The organism is Brevibacterium sp. RIT 803, from assembly GCF_016892625.1.
Lineage (GTDB): Bacteria > Actinomycetota > Actinomycetes > Actinomycetales > Brevibacteriaceae > Brevibacterium.
In genome coordinates, this window is record NZ_JAFEMW010000003.1 from 291323 (window position 1) to 307023 (window position 15701).

Here is a 15701-nt window from a genome sequence, read left to right on the forward strand (position 1 = left end):
GACGGACCCGTCGCCGCCGAACCGATCGAGCAGGATCTGTAGCAGCGCGTTGTCGACCCGGACAGACATCAGCATCCGGGGCGAAGCCGCAATTCTCTGACACGTGTCTTTGCACATTGTGCTGCCCTGGGTGCTCCCTTCTTCATTTCCGGAGCGCGCCCATGCGACCTCATTCATCATTCGGCGGCCGACACGAACTCGGCCAGAACTTCCTGCATTCACCCTCAGCTCTCACGACGATCGCGAACCTCACCCGCGCCACCACCGGTTCCATTCTGGAGATCGGGCCCGGTACCGGCGCGGTGACGGCTCAGCTGTACACGCTGGGCAGACCGCTCACGCTCGTGGAACTCGACGAAACGAGGATCTCTCACCTTGAACACTCATTCCCGCGCGCCCAGGTCAGACACGCAGATGTCCTGAGGTCCAGACTCGATCAGCCCGTGATCGTCGGCAGCCTGCCCTTCCACCTGACCACACCCATTCTGCGCAGACTCCTGCACGCCGGCAGATGGCAGAACGCCATTCTGCTCACCCAATGGGAAGTGGCCCGCAAACGCGCCGGTGTCGGCGGATCGACCATGATGACCGCCCAATGGGCACCGTGGTTCGACTTTCGGCTCATCGAACGCGTACCTGCCCACGCCTTCACACCGAAGCCCAGCGTCGACGGCGGCATCCTCACCATCGATCGCCTGGCAAACAGCCTCGTGCCGGACCGGCACAGGTCGGACTACCAACAATTCGTCCGCACAGCCTTCACCGGGCGCGGACGTGGGATGAAAGGAATCCTCACGACAATGAACCTCACTGACCGCACCACGCTGCAATCGACCATGGACCGCAATGACGTCAGAGGAGACACCTTGCCACGAGATCTCAAACCCGAACAGTGGGCCGGACTGTATTCGGCCCTCGGCACGACCGAGACAAGCACCACGGAGAACCCATCAGCTGCACAGAAGCAGAGCAGGAGATCACAGAAGAAGGGAAACACAATGCGAAACAACAAAGGACACAAGAGCCCCAGCGTCGGCGCCGGAACGGGAGAGATCCCCGTGATAGCCGAGAAGCCGGTGATCACGGGCGAGATTCCCATCGTCGGCGCCGACCAAGCGGCAAAGAAGCTCGAGGCCCAGATTCCCGGTGTCGACCCGGAGGCCAAGACGAAGAGCCACGACAAGGGACACCTGCAGGCCGAGCGCGGTTTCATGCCGCAGCACGGCAAGCCGTCCCAGCCTCAGCCGCGGTGGAATCTGCCTCGGCGCCAAGGCTGACGGTCACATCACACGCGGGCACGAGCCAATCGTGCCCGCGTGTCCATCATCACAGCCAGGGTTCCGCCCGGCCGACATACTCGCTGAGCTCGAATCAGATGCCTTCCGCATACCATCTGACCTGGAAGTTCAGGTGAACATCAGACCAACTACGGCTATTGTGCATCCGCTGTTCGCCGGATGAGCTGAGTGTGTTCACTCTCCATTCATGAAGTCCTTAACCTTGCGGACATCCAAAGTGAGAATCATGGGAATCAGCCGGAAACTCACCTCGAGATCCTCACAAGGAGACACACATGCCCCAGCTCCTGGCCCCGGAGACTTTCGCTCCGAAGCCTGAAGTCGGCCGCAGCAATGATCGCCTCTGGCACTTAGCCTTTGGTGGACTGCTCACAATCACCCTCATCGCCTTCACCCTGTGGTCATTCGACTTCGTCGGCCAGGACGCGCCACGCATGGTGCTCATCACGACCGTCATCTTCGGTGCGTTCATGGCCTTCAACATCGGCGGCAACGATGTGGCGAACTCCTTCGGCACCTCGGTGGGCGCAGGTACCCTGACGATGAAGCAGGCGCTCCTCGTTGCAGCTGTCTTCGAGGTCAGCGGTGCACTGCTGGCCGGCGGCGAGGTCACGGACACCATCAAGAGCGGAATCGTCGACCTTGGCGCCGTCTCCCTCGACCCGATGGAGTTCGTCTACATCATGATGGCCGCCCTCCTCGGTGCGGCAGTGTGGCTGCTGATCGCCACCCGCATGGGCTGGCCGGTCTCGACCACGCACTCGATCATCGGCGGCATCATCGGCGCCTCCCTGACCATCGGCTTCGTCACCGGTTCCGGAGGCTTCGCCATGGTGCAGTGGTCAGAGGTCGGCATGATCGCGATCTCGTGGGTCCTCTCACCCGCGCTCGGCGCACTCGTCGCCTTCCTCATCTACGGGGCGATCAAGAAGTACGTCCTCGGCGATGCCCTGTCGATGACCCTGAAACCCCATATGCTGGCTCCGACCGGAAATGGCAGTGACGCTGCAGAAGCCCGAATGGACCTCGAACGCGACCCCGCATCTGCAACCGCTGGCGCTGTCGGCTCGCACTCCACGCTGCAGCGCTGGGTTCCACTCATCGCCGCGGGCGGTGCCGTCATCATCACCGCAATGCTCCTGTTCAAGGGCCTGAAGAACCTTGACGTGGCCATCGGCACCGTTGGCGGCATTCTCATCATGGCGATGATCGGCCTCGCCGTGTGGATGGCAGTGTTCGTCTTCGCCAAGACCCTGCGCAAACAGACTGTGCCTCGGGCGACCTTCGTCCTCTTCTCCTGGATGCAGGTCTTCACCGCCTCCGCATTCGCCTTCAGCCATGGCTCCAACGACATTGCGAACGCGATCGGGCCTTTCGCCGCTGTCCTCGACGTACTCAAGACCGGCACCATCGACTCCGAGGCGACCGTTCCTTTCGCCGCTATGCTCACCTGCGGGATCGCCCTCGTTGCCGGACTCTGGTTCATCGGCCGCAAGGTCATCGCCACGGTCGGAACCAAGCTCACGGAGATCCACCCGGCATCGGGATTCGCCGCCGAGCTCGCCGCTGCCGGCGTGGTGATGGCTGCTTCGATCAGCGGCCTGCCCGTCTCTTCCACCCATATCCTCATCGGTGCGATCATCGGCGTCGGTCTGGTCAACCGATCGGCGAACTGGAAGTTGATGAAGCCGATCGCCATGGCTTGGGTCATCACCTTGCCGGCCGCCGCGAGCATCGGAGCCATCAGCGTCCTCACCTTGCGCACGTTCTTGAGCTGATTCTCCGATAGTCGCCTCGGTGGCCTGCACAGCGGGCCGCCGAGGCGACTTTCTCATTCACCGACAGGTGGGGATATCGACACCGACAGTTCCGCTCCTGACATCCGTGTCAGCCCCTTCCGCTAGAGTCGTCCACACGTTCATGAGTCGTGGCTACCGGTACCTGGCCGGCCACGCGGCAACCCGTCATCGACCGGGTGCCCCAGGGGAAGAACGGGTCAGCGCCATCAGGCGCTGGCAAGATTCGATCCGGGCGCATGGTGCCCGAGAAACGAGTGTCACTGTGTCTCACGAGGCAATCGAACGTTGGCCGGGATTCTCCGAAACGGAAGCCCTCGAATGGAGCCGTGTGATCCTCCATCACTCTCCTTGCCCCCTGCCAGCCAGCATCAAGGCTCAGATGTCGGCGGCGATCAGGAGAGGAACTCCGGTCGCGGCACCTGGTTGGGCTCGGACGGCCGATCAGGCACGCGACTGTGGTTTCACACCGATCCTCTACCACTCACTATTCGCAGTGCTCAATGCGATCGATCCGAATTCCTTCAGGTCGCATCCGCACCATCGCCAGGTCACCCACCGCAACCAGGTTCCGGGCATACCGTTCGAAGCCGAGCTCTGGCAAGAGTGGCCACGGCTGGTGCTCAAAGAAGGTTTCTCACCGGGGACAGCGGCCGAACTGGTGCTCCTGTTCGCAACATCAACCTGATGCCTTCAGATGCACCGCCGAGGCGACCGGACGGTCCACATCTATGCGTTTCATGTCGCTTTGTCCGGCTCCGGTCTGCTCTGATTCGAGAGGGTCGCTCAACACCGAAATCGAGACAGCTCCGCCGCCTTCTCTCTCGGCGACGTCGAGGCGTGCACCCGGGCGCACCCCGACCTCGGCGAGATGGGCAAGGACTGAGGGATCCGCGTCCGAGACCCGGATGACCGTGTAGGACCCGGGTTCCGCCTCGGCGAGGAGGAGCGAGGAATCATGGGACTCGATCGTCCCGTCGGGGCCGGGGATCGGGTCACCGTGAGGATCGGCCTGGGGACGGCCGAGGAACGCGTCGATGCGATCGACAAGTCGGTCCGAGGCCGCATGTTCGAGGATCTCCGCCTCATCGTGGACCTCGTCCCAGCTATAGCCCAGGGATTCGACGAGGAACGTTTCGAGCAGGCGATGCCTGCGCACCATCGATAGGGCTATCGTCTCCCCTTTCGAGGTGAGCACCGGAGGACGATAGGGCACGCGGACGATGAGCCCGAGCTCGTCGAGACGTTTGAGCACCTCGGTGACGTTGGCCTTGGTGGTGCCGAAGCGGTTCGCCAACTCTGTGGCAGTCATCGGTGTCCCACCCCATTCCTGGGCAGACCAGATCGCCTTGAGATAGTCCTGGCTGACCTCGGACACTTCACCTGCACGCATGCGCTCAGCGTAGCCGATGGGATCAGAATCGGTCCTCGGCCCGGGTGAAGCCTGTTCCGACCGAACACGAGGGGTCACGGATCTGGAACATCTTTCGTCTGCGGGAGAAGGTGCCGCCTGGAAGAATCACAGCATGAAGATGAGGACGCATAAGTTGAGCACGACCCTGGTCTATGCAGTGACTCTCGCACTATTCATGGTGGTCATCTTCTTCCTCACGAACGCCGGCATCGACCCCCGGGCCAGCCGCATCGGGGATTTCGACCCCAAAGGTGCCGCGACGGCGTGCTTCGGCCTGCTTGGCCTCTATCACTCGATTGCGATCATCTTCTTCGACGAGGATGACTCATCGAAGTCAGCCGCTGCCGCCGCCGATTCCCACCTCCCTAGGGCGCCCGATTCGTACACCGGTTTCATCCGACAGTCCTGGTACAAGGTGCTGTCGGTGGGGCCCATCTTCGCGGTCTTCTGCGCAGCCTCGGTGTTCATCTGGCATTCGTTGGCCGAATTCCCGGGAAGTCCGGGAACGGTGTGGGGTGACTACGCCACATCACCAGCTCCCGCCCTCACCCTCTTTCTCCTGTGCTGGGCCAGCACCAATGTCGGGTTCATGTTCGCCTCCATCGCCGAGGCATTCAACCGTGATCGGTTCGGTCTCTTCATCACGGCGATGGTCATCATGTTCATCGCCGCCCTCGGCATCACTGTCGGTTTCATATTCATCCCGGAGCAGTCGACCGGCCCGGCGCTGACGATGGCCGCACTGATTCTGCCCTTGACCCTGATCACCGTCATCGGTGCTCGCGCTTGGGCCATCGCCCGAGTGAATCGCTACGATGCGAACCACCCCAGGTTGAGTGCTCGGGAGCGACGGCGTTCGGAGCAGTTCGGCCCTGATCGTCAACGCCGGCCTGCTCCAGATCCGCCGCCGTTCGACATGCTCCGGGATGGAGAGGAACTGCTCATGCACTTCAAGAGCGAGCGAACCCCGGAACCGCAGATGCTCATCGCCACGAATCAGAGGTTCGTCCGTGCCTCGATCCTCGGATCCGATCGGACCTTCATTCTCGAGCAGGCCAGTCCCGGGCAGCTCCTCGGCGCCAGCTCTGAGCGTGTGGGCCACGATCTGATGACCACTGCGCACTTCCGCGACCGCCAGGACATGCGCGTCGTCGGTGGAGATCCCGAGCAGTCCCGTGCCTTCGCCGAGGCGGTCACCCGTCTCGTACGAACAGGACAGCTCCGCAACTGAGAGCAGACTGGTCCGCGGTTGGGAGCCAGACCGTCGTGACCCCTCCTCACCGCCTTCTGCCGGGCGACACGGGCTGCCTGAAGCGAGCGAACTCGCCCTGAAAATAGGGGGCGGAGTCCCTGGCAAAGCACCGAGAGTCTACGATAGATCGGTGCCCTTTTGGGCGAGTCCAGAGTTTCCGACCGGAGGTTATGCGTGCAGGATCCCAACGAAGAGAAGATGAAACGGCCCATCGTCGAGCGTGAGCGCTTCGGCGGAACCGACAGATCTGCCCGAGACGTCGACCCTGAGAAGCGCCCTCCGATCTCCAGCACGGAGATGAGCCGCGGCCCTGCCGAGCTCACGGACGAGCGGGGATCCCGAGTCAACTGGAAGGTCTTCATCATCTCCTCGGCGGTGATCCTCGGCTTCTCGATCTGGGCAATGCTCATGCCTGGCATTGCGCAGACGACGATGAAATCGATCGTCGACTGGATCGCCACCAACCTCGGCTGGTACTACGTTCTCACAGTCACCGTCGTCATCGCCTTCGTCCTCTGGGTCGCCCTGTCCAAAGAAGGTTCGGTCCGTCTGGGCCCGGACCATTCCCGGCCGCAGTACAACCTGTTCACCTGGGTCGCGATGCTCTTCGCCGCGGGTGTTGGCATCGACATGCTCTTCTACTCCGTGACCGGGCCGATCACCCAGTTCCTGCAGCCGGTCAACGCTGATCCCGAGTCAGCGGCCGCCGCGCAGGACGCTGTGGTGTGGACGATGTTCCACTACGGCATCGCCGGTTGGTCGATGTACTCGCTGCTGGGCATGGCCATGGGCTACTTCGCCTACCGCTGGGGCATGCCCCTGTCGATCCGCGCAGTTCTCTACCCCTTGCTGGGCAAGCGGGTGCGCGGAGCCACGGGTGACGTCATCGACATCTTCGCGCTCGTCGGCACCGTCTTCGGCGTAGCCACCTCGATGGGCATCGGCGTCGTCCTGCTCAACGTCGGCTTCTCCGAACTCTTCGGTCTGCAGCAGGGCCTCGCCCTGCAGATCGCGCTGGTCATCGTCGCGGTCATCATGACGATCGCGGCCTGCACCTCCGGCGTCGACAAGGGCATCCGACTGGTCTCCGAGCTCAACCTCTGGTCCTGTGCCGCGATGATGCTCTACATCCTCGTCACCGGCAAGACGGCATTCCTGCTCAATGCATTGGTCGAGAACATCGGCCGCTTCATCTTCACTCTGCCAGAGCGCACCCTGTCCACGTTCGCCTATGTCGATGACGGCTCTGCCTGGATGGGCGCCTGGACGCTGTTCTTCTGGGCCTTCTGGCTGGCCTGGGGTCCATTCGTCGGATTGTTCCTGGCCCGCATCTCCCGTGGACGCACACTGCGCGAGTTCGTCATCGCTGCGATCACAGCACCCGTGATCTGCGACTTCATCATCGTCTCGATATTCGGCAACTCCGCTCTCTCGGAGGTCTTCAGCGGCAATAGGGACTTCGCTCAGCAGGCCATCGATTCACCCGAACAGGGCTGGTATGCCCTCCTCGACATGTTCCCGGGATCGACGTTCCTCATCGGCCTGGCCACGCTCTCCGGTCTGCTCTTCTACCTCACGAGTGCGAACTCGGGTGCGATGGTGATGTCGAACTTCAGCTCCACCATCCCCAACCCCGAGGAGGACGGAGCGAAATGGCTGCGGATCTTCTGGGCGGTCGTCACTGCTGTGCTGACGATCGCCATGCTCGTCGCGGGAGGGGTGACGACGATGGAATACGCGACCCTGATCTTCGCCCTGCCGGTGACGGTCATCGCCTACCTCGTCATGGCCTCCTTCTCGAAGGTGCTGCGCATGGAGCGAGCCGAACGAGAGGGCCGGACCCGCAGGCGCCGGACCACGGCCGCCCACGGTGGCCGCACCCCGGAGAAGACCTGGCGTCAACGCCTGGCGACTCTGCGCTCGTACCCTTCGAAGAAGTCCGTCGACAGGTTCGTCAATGAGGTGGTCGAACCCGCCCTGGAAGCCGTGGCCGCCGAGTTCCGCGAACTCGAATACACGGTCGAGCTGACTCAGGAGACTGGGGCGGAGTCCGGAATCACGGAGTCGACGCTCATCGTCGACATGGACGAACAGCGCAACTTCCAGTATCAGGTCGCCGCTGTCGAACACAATGTCCCCTCATTCGGTGCACGCAATGCCCCGCGCGGGGATGACGTGTACTACCGGATCGAGGTCTTCACTCAGACCGGCTCCGAGGGCTATGACCTCATGGGTCTGAGCGGTCAGCAGATCATCGACGACGTCCTCGATCGCTACGAGAACCACCTGTCGTTCCTCGCCTACTCGCATGAGCACTCGTACCAGTCGGTCGTCACGCCTCCGACTCCCCCGGCCACGGATTCGATTCCAGCGGTGCCTCCCTCGGCCGAGGAGATCGAGGAGATCGAGGAGATCGAGGAGATCGGCGAAGGTGATCCGGAACCTGCCGGCGAACGTCGTTGATGCGCCAGACCGTGCAGTGACCGAGACAGAGATTCATCCCTGAGTCGCCGAGGTGTTCCTACCAATGGAGGAACACCTCGGCGAGTTTTCTGCCACCTTCTTCCCCTGATCACACCCGGCAGCCAAGCTCCATCTTTTGGGCACGCTCTGGAAGCCATGCGGTTTGTGTCGGGGAGCCTCCGGTCAACTCATCGAATCCAAAACTCGTGCGGCTTGCTCTTCAATGAAACGGCGCACGATTAGGGCAGTTGTCGATGGCTGGCTGTCGCTGCGATGTACCAGGCAAATGTCCAGAGCGTGCGTATCGAGAAGGGGTATCCAGGCAAGATAAGCGGCGTCAATCTGACTGTCGACGGCGGCAAGGATCCCCACACCCGCGCCATTGCCCACCATGACCTTCACTGTTCGAGCCGAGGCCGCCTTCACCACAACGTCCGCGTGAGGCAGTCGATCTGCGACGAGCTGCCCGATCACCGTGCCAGGACGCATAGTGACCACCGGCCACATCTCCACGTCTTCCCAAGCAACTGCCTTTCTCTGCGCAAGAGGATGTCCTCTGGGTACGATGATGCCCAGCGGAAGTCCAACCAACCGAGTGCGGCTCAGTCCCTGCACCACCGGAGACTGCGGTCTCGTGATGACGCCGATATCGAGATCTCCGGTGAGCACACCGGACTCGACGTCTGACGAGTTCGCCTCCGATAGCTCGAAACGCAGGTCGGGATGCTGTTTCAGTAGCCTGGACGCCACCGGTGCCAACAGCGTCTCAGCCAAGGCCGAAATGGCGCCGATCGCGACACGACCGCGAAAAGCTCCTCCCATCTCGGCAGCGGTGCGATGAACGGCCTCTTCAGCGGCGATCAGACGGGTGAAGTGCGGGATAAGACCCTGCCCGACCGGCGTAGGACGGACGCCGGCTCGACTTCTGACGAGTAGGACCACATCGAGTTCCTCCTCGAGCAGGATAATCTGTTCGCGAAGCGTCGGTTGGCTCACTTCGCACCGCGCCGCTGCCGCGCGCAGGGAACCGAACTCCACCGCCGCGAGGAAATATCGTGCTCTCTGGACTCGCATAGTGAAATCATAAAGGTAATGCCTATCACCACTGCGAGGTTTGCACTTCTTCCTAGGTGACCTTTCAGCGCGGAAGCTGGGGTGAGCGAATATCCGCTGCACTCGCTTCACAACGTAGTGAAAGGAATTCACATATGCCAGACCAACCTTTGTCGGGAATCAGAGTTCTTGATATTTCGACCATCCTCGCCGGCCCTTTGGCTGCAACACTGCTCGGCGAGTTCGGAGCGGACGTTATTAAGATCGAACATCCGACATCCGGAGATCCGGCACGGCAGTACCCTCCGCTCGTCGGTGACACATCAGCCGCATGGGTAATGCACGGTCGCAACAAAAGGAGCGTCACGATCGATCTCCGGCATGCCGAAGCCGCCGAGCTCGTTGGCCGACTCGCGGAGAATGCGGACATCGTCGTCACGAACTTCCGCCCTGCCACGTTGAAGAAATACCACATCGACTTCGACGACCTTCGCCGATATCGCTCCGATTTGGTGATGATCCACGTCAGTGCCTACGGGCGGACGGGACCGTATGCCGACCGCCCCGGCTTCGCTCGTGTCGCAGAGGGCTTCGCCGGTTTGACCCATCGCACTGGTGACCCCGCCGGCCCTCCCATGTTCGCTGGGTATCCCGTCGCTGACGGAGTGACCGGATACTATGCGGCCTTTGCTGCTCTCCTCGCCCTCCGACAGCGAGACCTCACTGGTGAAGCACAGCTGGCCGATATCCCCCTGTTCGAACCGCTGCTTCGCATGATGGAGGATTTCATCGCGGACTTCAGTGTCACCGGGACAAGCGTCGGACGGCAGGGCAATGAGAACCCACACATCAGTCCCAACAACATGTACCGGACGAGAGACGACCAATGGGTTGCCATCCCTGCTTCCACACAGCGCATGTGGGAGAGACTAGTTGAAGTCATCGATGTTCCCGAGCTCATGGTGCATCGCACTTTGACCAACCGGATCGATCATCGCGTCGAAATCGAATCAAAAGTCGCAGACTTCGTCAGTTCCTACGATCTCGATCCATTGCTCGAGAAGCTGACTGCGGCAGGGGTCGCCGCTGGCCCACTCAATTCCGCGGAACAGGTATGCAACGATCCGCAGATTCGACACCGTGGTTCGATCATCGAGGTTGACGATGGCCAAGGGGGATCGCGTCTGGTGCAGGCACCGGCAGGACGTTTCTCCGGATTTGAGTCAACGATCGGCGGAGCACCTCCCGCCGTCGGCGCAGACACCGAAGCCGTGTTCGGGACATTGGCAGGACTGACTACCGACGACATCACCACACTCCGCGACCGCGGCGTGCTCTGAGAGGAAGTGCACAATGAATATTGCAGATATCTCGATTGTCGTGCTCCTTCTTCTCTTCACCGCCACAATGTTGCCTGGGTTCAACCTCGGGTTGGGGTGCTTCGCCGCGGCGTTTGCCTTCAGTCTCTGGGCAGGCTCTGAGACTGGTGATATCAATGCCCTGTTCCCAGGCGATTTCTTCATAATGATCGTTGGAGTGACTGCCCTGTTCGGGGTTGCACAAATCAACGGAACGCTGGACTGGATGCTGGACGGGATACTTCGCCTCGTACGTAGCAACGCCGTCCTGGTCGCATTGGTGCCGTTCTTCGCCGGCGCACTTCTGACAGCATTCGGAACACTTCCGGCTGCAGCGACTGCGATCGTGGCTCCCATTGCACTAGGTCTCTCTGCCCGCTATGGCCTGCCTGCCCTCATGATGGCCGTCCTCGGCATCATGGGCATCCTCAGCGGCCTGCTGTCCCCACTCGCCGTCTTCGGCATCACCGCCCACCAGCAAGCCGCGGCCACGGACATCACATTGCCGGAACTTGCGCCAGTGACGCTGCTCGGAGGCTCGATCCTCGCAGGCGTCCTCGTCTGCATTGGGGCCCTCATCTACACCCGGTCACGAGGTCTCCTGCCCCGAGGACGCATCCGCATACCTACTTCTGACGATTCAGAGACTGGCGGCGCCAGCAACGCCGGCACACGTGGCATCAGCGGCGGAAGCGATATCGGTGGCGGAGTCGACGCTGTGCTCCGCACCTCTCCGAGACACCGTGATCTTGTTGTGACTCTGGGAGGAATCGCTGTTGTCTTGGTCTTTGCAGTCGGATTCGATATGAACATCGGCCTCCTGGGAGCCACAGTTGCCTGTGTTCAGCTCGTCGTCCTGCGGATGGAACCTGCCCAAGCCGTCGCGAAGATTCCTTGGGGCGTCATCCTCTTGATCGGTGGACTGCTGACATATATCGGAGTGATGCAGAAACTCGGCGCGTTTGCCCGCATCAGTGAGTTGTTGACCATCGACGGATCTCCGATGATCACTCTTCTGCTTTTATGCTACATCGCCGGTATCACCTCATTCGCCGCCAGTTCCATCGCTGTCTTCGTCACTGCTATGCCGCTCATTCCGAGTGTTGTGGCAGCAGGTGTATCTCCAATCGGTGCGATCCTCGCTGTCGCTCTGTCGGCGGTGATCGTCGATATCAATCCCTTGGGAATTACAGGCGGCCTTATTCTGGGAGCGGCGCGAGAGTCCGAGCGACCTCGGCTTTTCAAACAGCTGCTGACTTACGGTCTGATTTCAGTTGTTGTCGGCCCACTCATCGTGTGGGCACTGTTTGGCTGGTGGTAGGTCCTCTCCCTGCAATTCTCCTGCCCCGGGTTATACGCAGCTCCGTTGACCTGGGCCTTGCATAGCCACAGCGACCAGACCATAGTCGAGACAGAGATGTCGAGCGCTCTGCGAATGCATGAACCGGGAGGTGGTCATCGTGGACATCACCGCGGTGCTGTCATTCTTGTCGGCCGAAGATTACACGATCGCCCGCGAGGTCCTCCAGCGCGGATTCGGCCTCCTCTTCTTCATCGCTTTCCTCAGCGCCTGGAACCAGTTCCCCGCCCTGCTCGGTGAGCGCGGGCTGACCCCAGCACCTCGCTTCATTGCACTCACCACCTCCGCTCAGGCACCGAGTCTGTTCCGGTGGAAGCACTTCACCTACACAGACCGCCGGCTGCACATCGTCTGCGGCATCGGCATGATCGTGGCGATGACCGTCGTCGTCGGCCTCCCCCAGGCCGGGCCCGCGTGGGCGACAATCCCGGTGTTCGGACTCATGTGGTGGCTCTACTTCTCGATTTCGAGCATCGGGCAGCGCTTCTACGGCTTCGGCTGGGAATCGCTCCTGCTTGAGGCCGGATTCCTGGTCGGATTCCTCGGCTCTCACGAGGTGGCTCCCTCGCTGCTGATGATCGTCTTCCTCCGCTGGTTCGTCGTCCGCGTCGAGTTCGGGGCGGGCATGATCAAGATGCGCGGGGACAGCTCCTGGCGAGATCTCACCGCCATGGACTATCACCATCAGACTCAGCCGATGCCGGGCCCCTTCAGTCGCCGAGCCCACCTGATGCCGGGATGGTGGCATCGCGGTGAGACTCTTGGCAGTCACGTCGTCCAACTCATCGCACCGTGGCTGCTGTTCCTGCCCCAACCCATCGCATCCTTCGCGGCCGTGGCCATCATCATCACACAGCTCGCTCTCGTCATCACCGGCAACTATGCCTGGCTGAATTGGGCCACGATCCTCCTGGCCTTCGCTGGGATCAGCGATTCGTTCCTGGGCTGGATCATCGGCGGCCAGTGGCCCGGGTGGGGTCTGCCTGATTATTCCGGCGCCGAGGTGGCTGACGCTTCCTACGCTTTCCCACTGTGGTGGGCGATCCTCAGCGCGGCCTTCGTCATCTGGCAGTGCGTGCTCAACATCCCTGCTCTGCGCAACCTATTCTCGCCACGTCAGAAGATGAATGCCAGCTTCAATCGCTGGGGCTTGGGCAACGCCTACGGCGCCTTCGGCTCGATGACCGAGATCCGTGACGAGATCATCATCGAAGGCACCTTGGATCCCGATGCGACGATGGACTCGGGAGACTGGCGGCCCTACGTGTTCAAGGGCAAGCCCGGTGACGTGCATCGTCGCTCCCCGCTCGTTGCGCCCTATCACCTGCGCCTGGACTGGTTGATGTGGTTCGCGGCCCTTGGTGACTACCGGCAGTCCTGGTTCTATGCGCTGCTTGAGCGCATCGGGGACGGGGATGCGCAGATCCGGACGCAGCTGGGCCCTGACCCCTTCGACGGTCAGGCACCGGCCCTCATCCGGGTCCGGATCTTCACCTACCGCTACGCCACCGGTGAGGAACGACGGCAGGCTCGGGAGGAAGGACAACCTCGGCCGTGGTGGGTGAGGTCGAATCCTCGTACCATGGTCGATCCCACGGACCTGCGGGACGGGTGAGGTGGAGGGCTCGCCCGTGTGACCGAATTCAGCTGAGTGCGTGCTGAACTCAGTCGATGCCCAGCGCCAGCAGCACGATGAGTACGACGTTGAGGGCGATGATGAGCCCCGACGCGAAGATGGCGACGAGCGTGATGATCCGTGAGTTCGCGTACTGGCCCATCACCGTCCGATTCGTCGTGAGCCTGACCAGGGGAATCATCGCGAACGGGATGCCGAGGCTGAGCACGACTTGGCTGAGGACGAGCGACCAGGTCGGGTCTGCTCCGATTCCCAGGATGACGAGTGCCGGGATCATGGTCACCGCCCGCTGCCACACGATCGGGACATTGACCCGCAGCAGGCCCTGCATGATCGAGGCCCCCGCATAGGACCCGACAGCACTCGAGGCCAGGCCTGAGGCGAGCAGTCCGATGCCGAAGAACAGGCCCACAACCTCGCCGAGGTTGGCCGACACGACCGCGTGCGCACCCTCGATCGTGTCGGTCCCCTCCTGACCGCGCAGCGAGGCAGCGGCCAGCAGAAGCATGGCGATATTGACCGAGCCTGCAATGACGAGGGAGAGCACGACGTCCCACCGACTGGCCCTGAGCAGCTGGGGAATCGACGCACGCGGTGCTGCCCCGTGCCGGTCGACGGACAGCGCCGAATGCAGGTAGATCGCGTGGGGCATCACGGTCGCACCCAACATGCTGGCAGCGAGGACCACCGAGTTCGTGCCCTCAAGTCTGGGCACGATTCCACCTGCCGCTTGTCCCCAATTCACATCGCCGACGAACAGCCCTGCTAGAAAGCCAATGGCGATGATTGCGAGCAAGGTGATGATCACCGTTTCGAAGGGGCGCTGACCACGGGTGGATTGGATCGAGAGCAGAAACAGAGACACGACGCCGACGATGACCCCACCCAGAAGCAGCGGCAGGTCGAAGAGGATCTTCAAGGCGATGGCACCACCGATCACCTCGGCGATGTCGGTGGCGATAGCCACGATCTCCGCCTGCCCCCAATATGCCAGTCGTGACCGGCGACTGAGCTTGTTCCCGAGGAGGCCGGGCAGCGACTGCCCGGAGACAAGACCGAGCTTCGACGACAGGTACTGCACGAGAACGGCGATGAGGTTGGCCGCGACGAGGACCCACACGAGCAGATATCCGTATTGGGCGCCCGCGCTGAGGTTCGCGGCGACGTTGCCGGGATCGACGTATGCGATCGCCGCGACGAAGGCCGGCCCCAGGAGGAAGAACGTCGAGACCTTCTTCGGGCGGGTCGCGGAGACTTCGGGGCTGCCGGTTTTCGATGGATCGACGCTCATAAAGTTAAGGTACATTAACTTTCACTTGCGGGCAACATCTCCGCTTGGGACTGCGCTTCTGGATTCGACTACCCCTGGTCACTGAACACAGAAAGGCCTATGATTCGACTATGCTCACTGAACATGTTCACTCACGTGCAGGTCGCCGGCTGAGAACCGAGGAGAAGATCATCTCTGCCGCCGCCGATCTGTTCCTCGAATTCGGATACAAGACCACGACCGTCAGGGGCATCGCCACACGCGCCGAGGTGTCCGTGGGCAGAGTGATGGCCGCCGGCGACAAGGACGTGCTCCTCGTTCGCTGCTACGACCGCTGGATCGGCCAGCTCCAGTCCGGGACCTACACTCTCCCGGCTCGGGCACGTGCCATCACGGAGGCCACGCAATCGGCGCGAACCGGCGCCAGGCCAGCGGCCACCTCGGCGGTGCAGAACCACCTGGTGGGGATCTTCCTGCCGTTCCTCGAATTCTTCGCCGCTCACGAGGACCTGTCCCGGGACTACGCGGCCGCGCTGATGCGCGTGGTCGGCAAGCCTCAGGTGTTCGAGACCCTGGCGGCGGACCTGCAGGACAAACTGTCTTCGAGCCTGGTCTCGATCGGGATCAGCGAGGCATATGCCAAGGCCAGTGCCGTCGCACTCTATGACTCCTACCTCGGCATCCTGTTCCGGTGGGCGGCCAGCGATATGAGTCTCATCGAGGCAACCGAAGCCCTCTCGGACAGCATCGCGTTCCACACCCAACTGAGGCGACCCGTATGACGCCGTCTCCCGATATAAG

Annotated in this window: 11 protein-coding genes, 1 pseudogene and 1 riboswitch; of the genes and pseudogenes, 9 read left to right on the plus strand and 3 right to left on the minus strand. The window is 62.0% G+C overall.

Annotated elements, in window-relative coordinates; genetic code table 11:
- Nucleotides 1-161 precede the first annotated feature (161 nt).
- The 3 genes and pseudogenes from erm to JTF07_RS11740 all read left to right on the plus strand — a co-directional run.
- A pseudogene (gene erm, locus JTF07_RS11730) lies at nucleotides 162-920 on the plus strand (23S ribosomal RNA methyltransferase Erm); the annotation flags it as partial.
- Between the two features lie 653 nt (nucleotides 921-1573).
- Entirely contained in the window at nucleotides 1574-3076 is a 1503-nt protein-coding gene (locus JTF07_RS11735; protein WP_204234447.1) for an inorganic phosphate transporter, read from the plus strand.
- 138 nt (nucleotides 3077-3214) lie between these two features.
- Nucleotides 3215-3326, plus strand: a riboswitch (SAM riboswitch).
- A gap of 33 nt (nucleotides 3327-3359) precedes the next feature.
- Nucleotides 3360-3782: a hypothetical protein gene (locus tag JTF07_RS11740; protein ID WP_204234448.1), complete on the plus strand. Its 423-nt coding sequence runs from the start codon at nucleotides 3360-3362 to the stop codon at nucleotides 3780-3782.
- Here the strand turns inward: JTF07_RS11740 and JTF07_RS11745 are convergent.
- Nucleotides 3774-4487, minus strand: coding sequence for a metal-dependent transcriptional regulator (locus JTF07_RS11745; protein ID WP_204234449.1), 714 nt, complete (start codon nucleotides 4485-4487; stop codon nucleotides 3774-3776). The two genes, JTF07_RS11740 and JTF07_RS11745, sit on opposite strands and share 9 nt — an antisense overlap.
- 133 nt (nucleotides 4488-4620) lie before the next feature.
- Here JTF07_RS11745 and JTF07_RS11750 point away from each other — a divergent pair, with 133 nt between their 5' ends.
- Entirely contained in the window at nucleotides 4621-5739 is a 1119-nt protein-coding gene (locus JTF07_RS11750) for a hypothetical protein (RefSeq protein ID WP_204234450.1), read from the plus strand.
- 219 nt (nucleotides 5740-5958) lie between these two features.
- Nucleotides 5959-8223, plus strand: coding sequence for a choline BCCT transporter BetT (gene betT / locus JTF07_RS11755; RefSeq protein WP_204234685.1), 2265 nt, complete (start codon nucleotides 5959-5961; stop codon nucleotides 8221-8223).
- A 183-nt stretch (nucleotides 8224-8406) separates the two neighbouring features.
- Here the strand turns inward: betT and JTF07_RS11760 are convergent, their stop codons facing one another.
- On the minus strand, nucleotides 8407-9297 hold the full coding sequence (locus JTF07_RS11760) for a LysR family transcriptional regulator (protein WP_252199795.1): 891 nt from the start codon (nucleotides 9295-9297) through the stop codon (nucleotides 8407-8409).
- A gap of 134 nt (nucleotides 9298-9431) precedes the next feature.
- Between JTF07_RS11760 and JTF07_RS11765 the strand changes: the two genes are divergently transcribed.
- From JTF07_RS11765 to JTF07_RS11775, 3 genes are all read left to right on the plus strand, one after another.
- Nucleotides 9432-10616, plus strand: a complete 1185-nt coding sequence (locus JTF07_RS11765; RefSeq protein ID WP_204234452.1) for a CaiB/BaiF CoA transferase family protein — start codon at nucleotides 9432-9434, stop codon at nucleotides 10614-10616.
- Nucleotides 10617-10629: 13 nt separating this feature from the next.
- Complete coding sequence (locus tag JTF07_RS11770) at nucleotides 10630-11955, plus strand: SLC13 family permease (RefSeq protein ID WP_204234453.1); 1326 nt, start codon at nucleotides 10630-10632, stop codon at nucleotides 11953-11955.
- A 118-nt stretch (nucleotides 11956-12073) separates the two neighbouring features.
- Entirely contained in the window at nucleotides 12074-13609 is a 1536-nt protein-coding gene (locus JTF07_RS11775; RefSeq protein ID WP_213018804.1) for a lipase maturation factor family protein, read from the plus strand.
- Between the two features lie 49 nt (nucleotides 13610-13658).
- On the opposite strand, the gene JTF07_RS11780 is transcribed toward JTF07_RS11775, so the two are convergent.
- On the minus strand, nucleotides 13659-14921 hold the full coding sequence (locus JTF07_RS11780; protein ID WP_204234455.1) for an Nramp family divalent metal transporter: 1263 nt from the start codon (nucleotides 14919-14921) through the stop codon (nucleotides 13659-13661).
- A gap of 110 nt (nucleotides 14922-15031) precedes the next feature.
- Here JTF07_RS11780 and JTF07_RS11785 point away from each other — a divergent pair, with 110 nt between their 5' ends.
- The gene (locus JTF07_RS11785) at nucleotides 15032-15682 is read left to right on the plus strand and encodes a TetR/AcrR family transcriptional regulator (protein WP_204234456.1); all 651 of its coding nucleotides are present in this window, start codon (nucleotides 15032-15034) and stop codon (nucleotides 15680-15682) included.
- Nucleotides 15683-15701: the final 19 nt, after the last annotated feature.